A 13,213-nucleotide genomic window follows, 5' to 3' on the forward strand; every position below is an offset into this window, starting at 1 on the left:
TGCTCCTCAGGCCATGCCGTAGTTGTTGTCGAGAAGGTCGAAGAGCTCGTCCGCGGTGGCGCCGTCGATCCGCTCGCCGTCGTCGGCGGGGTCGCTCGGTGCGGTGAAGCGGCGGACGAGGTTCGTCAGGCGCACGCCGATCTCCCGGCCGCCCGGCAGGTCCGGGTCGAGCCCTTCGAGGAGGGCTTCCAGTCGTTGGAGCTCGGCCAGTGCCTGGGCGCTCGCGGCAGTGCCGGAGAACAGTTCGTCGTGCAGGACGTCCACCAGTGCCTCGGGGGTGGGGTGGTCGAAGACGACCGTGGCGCTGAGCGGGACGCCGGTGCTGGTCCGCAGTTGGTTGCGGAACTGGACGGCGAACATCGAGTCGAAGCCGCTGTCCGAGAAGGCCCGGTCGGGACGCACGGCCTTGCGGTCGCTGTGTCCGAGGACCGCGGCGGCGTGACCGAGGACCAGGTCCAGCAGTTCCCGGCGGCGCGCCGGCTCGTCGAGCGGGGCGAGCCGGGCGGCCAGTTCCGCGGCGGGGGCGCCGTCGTCGGCCGGGGTCTCGCGCAGGGCCCGGGCGATCTCCGGGAGTTCCCGCATCAGGCCGAGGGCCCGGGTGCTGGGGATGGACGCGATGATGCGGGTCAGGTCGACGTCCGCGATCACCTCGCCGGTCGCCCCGTGGTCCAGCAGGTGGTGGAGCCGCGCGGTGACGGTGTCCGGGGCGAGCGGCCGGTCGGCGGCGGCCGCCCCCGGTTCCTGTCCGCCGACGGCGACCACGAGGGTGGGCAGTCCGCGGGCGCGGCGCTGTCCGGCGAGGGCGTCGAGGGTGGTGAGGGCGGCGGAGGCCGCGCCCCGGCGGGCCGCGCCCCACACCGCGTGCAGCGGGGTGAGGACCACCAGGGTGGCGTCCGGGGCGGCCAGCGAGTCCAGGTGGTGGACCGGGGCCACCGTGGTGCGGACGGCGGCGTCGAGTTCGTCCGCGGTCAGCGCGGCCAGGGCGGCGCCCGGTTCCCCCGCGGCGACCAGGTGCACGAGGGTCCCGGGGGCCTGCCCGTCCAGGGCGTCGAGCACGGCGGGGTCGGTGGCGTCGCGGTCGGTGACGGTGAGGTGGGCCCCCAGGTCGGCCAGTTCCCGGCGCAGTTCCCGGACCTCGGTGTCGTCGCTGCCGGCCGCGTCCGTGAGCAGGACGCGGGTGGCGCCGCCGCCGGCCAGCCACCGGGCGAGCCCCGCGGTGAGGGGGGTGAGCCCGCCCGTCACCAGGGCGGGTCGGCCCGCGGGCGTCCAGGTCTGCGGCGCCGGGGCCACCGGCCCGTCGGCGCGCACCAGGCGGCGGACGAACCGGCCCCCGTCCCGGAGGGCGATCTGGTCCTCGTCGTGTCCGCCGGCGAGCAGCGAGGCGATCCGCCGGGCGAGGTCGTCGCCGGGTGCGGCGGGCAGGTCGAGCAGACCGCCGAAGCGGGCCTCCTGTTCCAGCAGCAGGACCTGGCCGAGGCCCCACAGGCCGGCTTGGCCGGGGTGGGACGGGGGTTCGTCGCCGACGGCCACCGCCGAGGTGGTGACGCACCACAGCGGTGCGGTGCTGCCGACGGAGTCCAGTGCGCGCACCAGTTCCACGGTGGACACCAGTGCGGCGGGGGCCGTGGTGGGCTCCGTACCGGTGGTGTCCCCGGCCAGGGCGAGCAGTGACACGATCCCGGTCGACCGCCCCGCCCCGGCGAGGAGTTCGGCTCCGGCCCGGCCCGTCCAGTCGAGGACGGTCGGCTGCGCACCGCCGAGCGACAGCGCCCGTTCGCAGGCCGTGACCGCCGGGTGGTCCCGGGGCACGCCGTCGGGGACGAGGAGCAGCCAGTTCCCGTCGAGCGGTGCTCCGGTGGTCTCCGGGGCCGGCTGCCAGCGGGTGCGGTAGGCGAGCCCGGGGCCGTCGGTGGACGCGGCCGGATCGCGCCGGCCCGGTGTGGGCAGCCAGTGGCGTTCGTGTTGGAAGGCGTAGGTCGGCAGCGGCACGGCCGTTCCGGGGGCGGCGACGGTGGGCACCCGCTCCCAGGCGACGGCGGCGCCGTCGGCCCAGGCGTCGCCGAGGGCCGTCAGCAGCCGGGGCCAGCCGCCGTCGTCGCGGCGCAGCGTGCCGAGGGCGGTCACCGGGCGGCCCTGTTCCTCGGCGCACCCGTCGACGCCCGCGGTGAGCACGGGGTGCGGGCTCACTTCGATGAAGCGGGTGAAGCCGTCGTCCAGCAGTCGTGCGGTGCTGCGGGCGAACTCGACCGTCTCGCGCAGGTTGCGGTACCAGTAGGCGGCGTCGAGCGTCTCGCCGTCGACGTACTCTCCGGTGACCGTTGAGTGGAGGGGGACCTCCGCGGGTCGGGGTCGCAGGTCGGCGAGTTCGGTCAGCAGTTCTTCGCGCACGGCGGCCACGTGGGGCGAGTGGGACGCGTAGTCGACGGGGAGCCGCCGGGTGCGCACGCCTTCGCGGGCGGCGGCGTCCGCCAGGGCCGTCAGCGACTCGGGGTCGCCGGCGACGGTCACCGCCGCCGGGCCGTTGACCGCGGCCACGCACACCCGCTCGCCGTACGGGGCGAGCAGCTCCTCGACGCGGTCCCGAGGGGCGGCCAGCGACAGCATGGAGCCGGTGCCGTGCAGGGTGCGCAGCGCCCGGCTGCGCAGGGCCACGGTCGCCGCCGCGTCGTCGAGGGACAGGGCTCCGGCGACGCAGGCCGCGGCGATCTCGCCCTGGCTGTGGCCGATGACGGCGTCGGGTTCCACGCCGAGGGCGCGCCACTGGGCGGCCAGCGCCACCATCACGGCGAACAGGGCCGGTTGCACGACGTCGACCCGGTCCAGCGAGGCGGCGCCCGGCGCGCTGCGCAGCACGTCGGTGAGCGACCAGTCGACGTGCGGGGCGAGGGCCCGCTCGCAGTCGGCGATGCGCGCGGCGAACTCCGGTGCGGTGTCCAGCAGGTCGGCGGCCATCTTGGGCCATTGCGAGCCCTGGCCGGGGAAGACGAAGACGGTGCGGCCGGGTGAGGCGTTGCCGCGGGTGACTCCGGCGGCCAGTTGCCCGTCGGCGACGGCGGTGAGCGCCGCCCGGAGTTCGTCGTCCGCGGCGCCCACCAGGGCGGCGCGCACGGGGAACGCGGTCCGGGTGCCGGCCAGGTCCCGGGCCACGACACCGGCCGTGAGTTCGGGGTGCAGCGCCAGGTGGGTGCGCAGCCGGGCGGCCTGGGCCCGTAGCGCGGGTTCGGTGCGCGCCGACAGCACCCACGGCACGGCGCCCGCGGGCGGTGCCCCGGTGGTGGTGGACGTCTCGGCGGTCGCTGCCTCTTCGAGGATGACGTGGGCGTTGGTGCCGCTCATGCCGAAGGCGGAGACCGCGGCGCGACGCGGTCGGCCCTCGGTGGTCCAGGGCAGGGCCTCGGCGAGGAGGGCGACCTCGCCGGCGGACCAGTCGACGCGGCTGCTGGGCTCGTCCGCGTGCAGGGTGCGGGGCAGCACGCCGTGCCGCAGGGCCTGGACGGTCTTGATGATGCCGGCGACACCGGCCGCGGCCTGGGTGTGCCCGATGTTGGACTTCAACGAGCCGAGCCGCAGCGGTCGGCCTTCGGGACGGTCCTGTCCGTACGTCGCCAACAGGGCCTGGGCCTCGATCGGGTCGCCCAGGACGGTGCCCGTTCCGTGGGCCTCGACCAGGTCCACTTCGGCGGCTTCGACGCCCGCGTTGGCCAGCGCCTGCCGGATCACCCGTTGCTGCGCCGGGCCGTTGGGTGCGGTGAGGCCGTTCGACGCGCCGTCCTGGTTGACGGCCGAGCCGCGGACCACGGCGAGCACCGGGTGTCCGTGGCGGCGGGCCTCGGACAGTCGCTCGACGACGAGCATCCCGACGCCCTCGCCCCAGCCGGTGCCGTCGGCGGCGTCGCCGAAGGCGCGGCAGCGGCCGTCGGGGGACAGTCCCCGCTGCCGGCTGAACTCGACGAAGACGTCCGGGCCGGCCATCACGGCGGCGCCGCCGACCAGGGCGAAGGAGCACTCCCCGCTGCGCAGTGCCTGTCCGGCGAGGTGCAGGGCGACCAGTGAGGAGGAGCAGGCGGTGTCCAGGGTGACGGCGGGTCCTTCGATCCCGAGGTGGTAGGCGATCCGTCCGGAGGCGACGCTGGAGACGTTGCCGGTGAGGAGGTGTCCCTCGACGTCGGTGCCCGCGGGGCCGGAGCCGTAGCCCTGTCCGGCGACGCCGACGAACACGCCGCCCGCGGTGCCCTTGACCCGGGTCGGGTCGATGCCGGCGCCTTCGAGTGCTTCCCAGGCGGCCTCCAGCAGCAACCGGTGCTGGGGGTCCATGGCCAGGGCCTCGCGCGGGGAGATGCCGAAGAACTCCGCGTCGAAGTCGCCGGCCGTGTCGAGGAAACCGCCGCCGGTGGTGGAGAAGGTGCCGGGGTGCTCGGGGTCGGGGTCGTAGAGCGCGGCGAGGTCCCAGCCGCGGTCGGCCGGCATCGGGGCGATCGCGTCGGTCCCGTCGGTGACGAGTCGCCAGAGGTCGTCGGGTGAGCGGACCCCGCCCGGGAAGCGGCAGGCCATGGCGACGACGGCCAGGGGTTCCGCGCTGTCGCCGACGTGCGCGACCGGTGCGTCGGGGGTCTCGTCCGCGCCGGTGAGCTGGGTGTGCAGGTACCGGGCGAGGGCGTCGGCGGTGGGGTGGTCGAAGACCAGGGTGGCGGGCAGCGACAGGCCGGTGGCCGCGACCAGCCGGTTGCGCAGGTCCACCGTGGTCAGCGAGTCGAAGCCGAGTTCGCGCAGCGGCCGGTCGGGGTCGATGGGGTGGCCGCCGTCGTGGCCGAGGGCGCGGGCGGCTTCGGCGACCACCGTGGAGTGCAGCAGGTCGAGCCGCGCGGTCCGCGGCAGTGCGGTGAAGCGGCGCCGCCACCCGGTGGTGGTGTCGTTCGCGGCGGGGGCGTCGGGGGTGGTCGCCTCCGGTATGCCGCGCAGCAGGGCGCTGGGGCGGGCCGCGGTGAACGGCGGTGCGAAGCGTTCCCAGGTGACGTCGGCGAGCACCACGCAGGTGCCGCCGCGGTCGACGGTGCGGCGCAGTGCGTCGAGGGCGGCGGCGGGTTCGAGTCCGTCCAGGCCGTGGGCCCGCAGGCTGGTCCCGGCGTCGCCGTCGGCCATGCCGGTGCCCGCCCAGGGCCCCCAGGCGACGGAGGTGGCGGGCAGGCCCCGGGCGCGGCGCCGGGCGGCGAGCGCGTCGAGGTGGGCGTTGGCGGCTGCGTAGCCGCTCTGCCCGCCGCTGCCCCAGACGCCGGCGATCGACGAGAACAGCACGAACGCGTCGAGCGGTTCGTCGGCGAACAGGGCGTCGAGGTGGGAGGCGCCGACCGCCTTCGCGGCGAGTTCGTCGTGCCACTGCTGCGGGGTGCAGTGTTCGATGCGGGTGGCGGTGACGGTGCCGGCGGCGTGGAACACGGCCCGCGGCAGGTCGTCGGCCGCGCGCAACCGGTCCAGCAACGAGCCGAGCGCGGCCCGGTCGGCGACGTCGCACGCTTCGACGGTGACCCGGGCTCCGAGCCGCCCGAGCTCCGCGACGAGGTCCCCGGCGCCGGGGGCGTCGGGCCCGCGACGGCTGGTGAGGACGAGGTGTTCGGCGCCGTCCGCGGCCAGGGCCCGGGCCAGGTGCACGCCGATGCCGCCGGTGCCGCCGGTGATCAGGACGGTGCCCTTGGTGGCCCACCGGCTCGGGGACGGCTCCGGGGTGGGGACGTCGCGGACCAGGCGGCGGCCGTGGGCGCCGTCGGGGCGCAGCGCGATCTGGTCCTCGGTGCCGAAGGTGCCGGCCAGCGCGGCGGCGAGCTGCCGGGCGAGACCGTCATGGGCGGTGCCCGGGACGTCGACCAACCCGCCCCACCGCTCGGGCAGTTCCAGGGCCGCCACCCGGCCGAAGCCCCACACCTGCGCCTGCTCCGGGACGGGCGGGCCGTCCTGGGCGACGCCCGCGGTCAGACACCACAGGGGGGCGGTGATCCGGGCCCGGCCGGTCTCCTGGACGAGCCGCAGGGTGGCGGTGAGCGGATCGTCGCCCAGGGCGAGCAGCGACAGCACGCCGGCCACCGCCGCGGCCCCGCCGAGTTCGTCGAGACGGTCGGCGAGCGTCGTGGACCGCGCGCAACCGCTGCTCACCACGGTGACCTCGGCGCCGTACGCGGTCAGCGCCTCCCGGGCGGTCTCGGCGAGGGCGTCGGCGCCCGTGTCGGGGACGACGAGCAGCCACGGTCCGCCGAGCCGGGGCCGCAGCGCGGCGGTGAGGGGCTCCCAGGTGACGCGGTAGCGCCAGGCGTCGGCGGGATCGGTCGCGGTGCCGGGGGCCGCCGTCAGTTCGCGCGGCCAGAACCGCCGGTGCTCGAACGGGTACGTGGGCAGGTCGACGGGATGCCCGGTGGAGTGCCAGGCGACGGGTGCGCCGCGGACCCACAGTGCGGCCAGCGCGGCGGTGACGGCGTGCGGCTCCGGTGTGTCCTGCGGGCCGAGCAGCGGCACGGCCGCGGGGGCGTCGGCCAGTGCGCCGGCGAGCAGGGTCGACAGCACCCGGCCCGGCCCCACCTCCACGAAGGTGGTGGCGCCCGCGGCGTGCAGGCTCCGGGCGCCGTCGAGGAACCGTACGGTGCCGCTGACGTGGCGCACCCAGTAGTCGGCGGTCCGCAGGTCGTCGCCGGTGGCGGGTTCACCGGTCAGGTTGCTGACGACGGGCAGCCGGGGCGCGGCGTAGGTGACGGAGGCCGCGACCCTGCGGAAGGCGTCCAGCATCGGTGCCATCCGCGTGGAGTGGAACGCGTGGCTGACCTCCAGGCGCCGCACGCGGCGTCCCCGCCCGCGCAGTTGCCCGGCGACCGCCTCGACCGCCTCGGCCTCGCCGCTGAGCACCACGGCAGTGGGCCCGTTGACCGCGGCGACGGAGACGGTGTCCTCGGTGAGCAGGGCGCGGACCTCGTCCTCGCCGGCCTCCACCGCCACCATGACGCCGCCGTCGGGCAGTTCGTCCATCAGCCGGCCGCGCGCCGCGACCAGGGTGCAGGCGTCGGCGAGGGAGAGCACCCCGGCGAGGTGCGCGGCGGTCAACTCGCCGACGGAGTGGCCGATGAGCAGGTCCGGCCGGACCCCGTGGTGGGCGAGGAGCCGGTGCAGGGCGACCCCGAGGGCGAACAGGGCGGGCTGGGTGTAGCGGGTGCGGTGCAGCAGCCCGGCGTACGGGCCGTCCCCGGTCGCGAACATGACGTCCCGCAGCGGCACGTCGAAGTGCGGGGCGAAGTGGGCGAGCACCTCGTCGAGGGCGTCGGCGAACACGGGGTGGCACCGGTGGAGTTCGGCGCCCGCCGAGGCGATCTGGCTGCCCTGGCCGGGGAAGAGGAAGGCGGTTGCGCCCGTGGCGGCGGTCGTGCCGGTGATCAGGTGGTCGTCGGTTCCGGCGGCGGCGAGCGCGGCGAGGGCCCGGCGCATCGCCTCGTCCCCGGGCCGTAGGACCGCGGCCCGGTGCCGGAGTCCGGCGCGGGCGGTGGCCAGGGTGCGGGCCACGTCCACCGCGGCCGTGGCGGGGTGCTCCTGTACGTGGGCGTCGAGCCGGGCGGCCTGGGCCGCCAGGGCGGGCCCGGTGGCGGCGGACAGGAGCAGCGGCGTCGGCAGCACCTCGTCGGCGGGCGGCTCGTCGCGGGTGGCGGGGGCCTCTTGGAGGACCACATGGGCGTTGGTGCCGCTGATCCCGAACGAGGACACCGCCGACCGGCGCGGACGTCCGGTCCCGGGCCACTCCCGGGCCCCGGTCGACAGTCGCGTGCCGCCCGCGGACCAGTCCACGTGCGGGGAGGGCTCGTCGGCGTGCAGGGTCCGGGGCAGCACGCCGTGCTGCATCGCGAGGACGAGCTTGATGACCCCGGCGACGCCCGCCGCGGCCTGGGTGTGTCCGATGTTGGACTTGACCGAGCCGAACCACAGGGGGTGCTCGGGGTGCCGCCCGGAGCCGTAGACGGCCTGGAGCGCCTGCGCTTCGATGGGGTCGCCGAGGCTGGTGCCGGTGCCGTGGGCCTCCACGGCGTCGATGTCGGCGGGGGTGAGCGCGGCATCGGCGAGCGCGGCGCGGATCACCTGTTGTTGGGCGGTTCCGTTCGGGGCGGTCAGCCCGTTGCTGGCGCCGTCCTGGTTGACGGCCGTGCCGCCGACCAGGGCGAGCACGCGGTGTCCCAGGCGACGGGCTTCGGAGAGGCGCTCCAGCAGCAGCACACCGGCGCCCTCGCCCCAGACGGTGCCGTCGGCGCCCGCCCCGAACGCCTTGCAACGCCCGTCGGGCGCGAGGCCGTTCTGTCGGCTGAACTCCACGAACAGGGTGGGGGTGCTCATGATGGTGACGCCGCCGGCGAGCGCCTGTGCGCACTCGCCGCGGCGCAGCGACTGGACCGCGAGGTGCAGGCTCACCAGGGAGGCCGAGCAGGCGGTGTCGACGGTCAGCGCGGGGCCCTCGACGCCGAGGGTGTAGGAGACGCGGCCGGACAGCACGCTGGCGGTGTTGCCGGTCAGGAAGTGTCCTTCGGTCTCCTCGGTCACCCCGGCGAGGCGGGCGGTGTAGTCCTGGCCGTTGGTGCCGACGAACACGCCGACCGAACTGCCGCGCAGCGAGGCGGGGTCGATGCCGGCGTGTTCGACCGCCTCCCAGGTGGTCTCCAGGAGCAGCCGCTGTTGCGGGTCCATGGCCAGCGCCTCGCGCGGGGAGATGCCGAAGAAGGCGGCGTCGAACCCGGCGACGTCGCGCAGGAATCCACCGCGGCGGCTGTACGTCGTCCCGGGGCGCTGCCGGGCGGGGTCGTGGAGCCGGGCGGTGTCCCAGCCGCGGTCCTCGGGCCAGTCGGTCACCGCGTCGCGACCCTCGCTGAGCAGCCGCCAGAGCGCGTCGGGCCCGTGGGCGCCGCCGGGGAAGCGGCAGCCGATGCCGACGATCGCGATCGGGTCGTCCGCGGCACCGGACGCCGTCAGGGGCGTCGGGGCCACGGGTTCCGCCGTCGGGGGGTCGGCGTCGACGAGCAGGGTGACCAGGTGGGCGGCCAACGCCTGCGGGGTGGCGTGGTCGAAGAGCAGGGTGGTGGGCAGCCGTAGACCGGTGGCCGTGCCGATCCGGTTGCGCAGTTGAACGGCGTTGAGCGAGTCGAATCCCAGCTCGGTGAACGCACGGGTCTCCCGCACCTCGCTGTCCGGGGCGTGACCCAGGACCCGACGGGCCAGGTCGCCCACCAAGGCGGTGAGGGACCGGAGCCGTTCGGGCGGGGACAGCGGGGCCAGCCGGCTCCGCAGGGAGGTGCTGTCCTGCGCGGGGTCACCGGGGGCGTCGACCCCGGGCAGCGCGCTCAGCAGCGCGGTGCTGCGCACCCCGCTGACCTCGGCGAAGCGCGGCCAGTCCACATCGGCGACGACGGCGTCCGCGGGGGCGCCGGCCAGGACCCGCCCCAGGGCGCGCAGCGCGGCTTCGGGAGCCATGGCGCGCACCCCGATGTCACCGAGGCGGTCCGCGTCGCGGCGGCTGGCCATGCCGTCGCCGGCCCAGACGCCCCAGGCGACGGAGGTCGCCGGCAGCCCCGCGGCGCGGCGTCGCCCGGCGAGCGCGTCGAGCGCGGCGTTGGCGGCGGCGTAGTTGGCCTGGCCGGCGGCGCCGAGGGTGCCGGTGAGCGAGGAGAAGAGGACGAACGCGGTGAGGTCGTGACCGAGCGTCGCCTCGTGCAGGGCGTGCGCGGCGGTGTGCTTGACCCTGTACACGGAGGCCAGGCGGTCCGGGGTCAGCGCGTCGACGGTGCCGTCGTCGAGGACGCCCGCCGCGTGGAAGACCGCGGTGAGCGGCTGCTCGGCCGGGACGGTGGCGAGCAGGGCGGCGATCTGGTCGGGGTCGCCGACGTCGCAGCGGGCCAGGGTGACCGCGGCGCCGGTGGCGGTGAGTTCCGCGTGCAGTGCGGTGGCGCCGGGGGCGTCGGGGCCGCGGCGGCTGACGAGCAGCAGATGGGGCACGCCCTCGGCGGCGAGGCGACGGGCGAGGTGCGCGCCGAGACCGCCGGTGCCCCCGGTGATCAGGGCCGTGCCGGTGGTGGGCCACTGCTCCCGTCGGGCGTCCGGCGGCGCGATCCGCAGCCGCCGCCCGTAGGTGCCGGTGGGGCGCACGGCGACGTGGTCCTCGTCGCGGACCGTGGCCAGCACCGTTCGGACCCGTGCGGCGGCCCGGTCGTCCCACTCGGCGGGCAGGTCGAGCAGGCCGCCCCAGCGGTCGGGGTGCTCCAGCGCGACGGTGCGGCAGAGTCCGGCGACCGCGGCGTGCACGGCCGGGCCGGGCTGCTCGCCGTAGCCGACCGTGGCGACCTCGCGGGTGACGCACCACAGCGGCGCGGTGATCGCGGCGTCGCCGAGGGCCTGGACGAGGGCGAGCGTCAGGGGCAGGGCGGCGGGCAGGCCGGGGTGCGCGGGGTGCTCGCGCTGCTCTTCGGCGAGGAACGAGATCACTCCGGCGACGGCACGCTCTCCCACCGCCCGGCGCAGCAGGTCGGCGAGGGCCGCCCGGTCGTGGCCGGGATCGGTGACGTGGACGCGGATCAGGTCGAGGCCCACCGCGGTCAGCGGCCCGGCGATCGCGTCGCCGGTGCCTTCGGGCGTCACCAGCAGCCAGGCGCCGGCCGCCGGTGCCTTCGGCTCCGGAGTCAGCGGCGCCCAGGTGATCTCGTGGCGCCAGGTCGCGGAGCGGTCGCTGCGCCAGGACGCCAGCGCCGGCAGCACCCGGCCGAGCACCTCGGCGTCGACGTCGAGCAGTGCGGCGAGTTCGGGGAGCGGGCGGACCTCCAGTTCGCGCCACAGGTCGTCCGCGGCGGGTTCCGGGAGCTCGGCGGGCTCGGGCCAGTAGCGGCGGCGTTGGAACGGATAGGTCGGCAGGGCGACGTGACGCGGTGCGGGCCCGGCGGTCAGGGCGGTCCGGTCGACGGGCAGGCCGTGGGCCCATGCCTCGCCGAGTGCGTGCAGCAGCCGGCGCAGACCGCCGTCGTCACGGCGCAGGGTGCCGAGGACGGTGGCCTCGACGTCCGCGGCCCGGACGGTGTCCTCGGTGCTCGCGGTGAGCACGGGATGCGGGCTGATCTCGATGAACGCGGTGTGCCCGGCTTCGGCGAGGGCGCGCACGGCCGGGGCGAAGGCGACGGTGCCGCGCAGGTTGCGGTACCAGTAGTCGGCGTCGAGGCCCGCGGTGTCGGTGAACGCCCCGTCCACCGTGGAGAAGAACGGCACCGCACCGCTGCGGGGGGTGATCCGGGCCAGCAGGTCCAGGAGTTCGGTCCGGATGCGCTCCACGTGCACCGAGTGCGAGGCGTAGTCCACCGGCACCGTCCGGGTGCGGACGCCCTCGGCGACGAGGTCCGCCACGAACGCGTCCAGGGCTTCCCGGTCGCCGGCCACCACGGTCGTTCCCGGGCCGTTGACGGCCGCCACGGACAGTCGTCCCGACCGGTCGCCGAGGAGTGCTTCGACCCGGTCCGCCGGCAGGGCGACCGAGGCCATGCCGCCCTCGCCGGCGAGCGCCCGCAGCGCCCGGCTGCGCAGCGCGACCACCTGCGCACCGTCCTGGAGGGACAGGCCGCCCGCGACGACCGCGGCGGCGATCTCCCCCTGGGAGTGGCCGACCACCGCGGCCGGTTCGACGCCGCAGGAGCGCCACACCGCGGCCAGGGACACCATCACCGAGAAGAGGGCGGGCTGCACCACGTCGACGCGTTCCCAGTCGTCGCCCCGGCGCACCAGCTCCACCAACGACCAGTCCACGAACGGTGCCAGCGCCGCTTCGCACTCGGCCATCCGCTCCGCGAACACCGTTGACTCCGCGAGCAGTTCACGGGCCATGCCCACCCACTGGGAGCCCTGGCCGGGGAAGACGAAGACGGCCGGGCCGGTGCGGGCGACGCCTTCGGCGGTCTCCGGTCCTTCGGTGCCGCTGGCGAACGCGGTGAGGGCGGCCTCCAGTTCCTCGCCGGTACCGGTGACGACGGCACGGTGCTCCAGGGCGGCGCGGGTGGTGGCCAGTGCCCGGGCGAGGTCGTGGTGGGCGACCGACCCGTCCCGCAGCAGGGGCAGCAGTTGACGGGCTTGGTCGCGCAGGGCCTGCGGGGTGTGCGCGGACAGCAGCAGGGGCAGCGGCCCGTCCTGCGCCGGGGGGTACTCGACGGGTGCCGCGGCCGCGGGTTCCTCGATGATGACGTGGGCGTTGGTGCCGCTGATCCCGAACGACGAGATGCCGGCCCGCCGGGGGCGTTCGCCGCGCGGCCAGTGGACCCGTTCGGTCGCCAGCGCCACCGCTCCGGAGTCCCAGTCCACGAACGACGAGGGCTCGTCCACGTGCAGCGTCTTCGGCACCGTGCCGTGCCGCATCGCCTCGACGAGCTTGATGATGCTGGCCGCCCCCGCGGCGCCCTGGGTGTGACCGAGGTTCGACTTCACCGAGCCGAGCCACAGCGGCCGGCCCTCCGGACGGTCCTGCCCGTACGTCGCCAACAGGGCCTGCGCCTCGATCGGGTCACCCAGCTTCGTCCCCGTGCCGTGCCCCTCCACCACATCGACATCAGCACCCGACAGCCCGGCGTCCGCCAACGCCGCCCGGATCACCCGCTGCTGCGCCGGACCGTTCGGCGCCGTCAAACCGTTCGACGCACCGTCCTGGTTCACCGCCGAACCCCGCAGCACGGCCAGCACCGGATGCCCGTTCGCCACCGCGTCCGACAGCTTCTCCACCACCAGCAGGCCGATGCCCTCCGACCAGCCGGTGCCGTCGGCTCCCGAGGCGTACGCCTTGCAGCGGCCGTCGGGGGCCAGTCCGCGCTGACGGCTGAAGCCCACGAACGAGACGGGGTTGGACATCACCGTGACGCCACCGGCGAGCGCGAGGCTGCACTCGCCCTTGCGCAGGGCCTGGGCGGCGAGGTGCAACGCCACCAACGACGAGGAGCAGGCGGTGTCCAGGGTGACCGCGGGACCCTCCAGACCGAGGGTGAACGCGACCCGGCCGGACAGGACGCTGGCGGCCCCTCCGACGAGGCGCTGGCCGTCGATCCCGGCGAGGTCACCGGGGTGTTCGGGGCCCTGGTCATGGAACATGGTGCCCGCGTAGACGCCGGTGCGTGACCCCCGCAACGCATGCGGATCGATCCCCGCCCGCTCGACCGCCTCCCACGCCACCTCCAACATCAACCGC

At 76.1% G+C, this 13,213-nt stretch carries 1 protein-coding gene; it reads right to left on the reverse strand.

Features of this window, described 5'->3' with window-relative positions; all coding sequences use genetic code 11:
• Positions 1-6: 6 nt before the first annotated feature.
• A partial coding sequence (locus ACFYOU_RS25030; protein ID WP_391308655.1) for a type I polyketide synthase occupies positions 7-13,213 on the reverse strand: 13,207 nt, incomplete at its 5' end.

Origin of the sequence: Streptomyces sp. NPDC005955, from assembly GCF_042871255.1 — a bacterium.
Classification (GTDB): Bacteria; Actinomycetota; Actinomycetes; order Streptomycetales; family Streptomycetaceae; genus Streptomyces.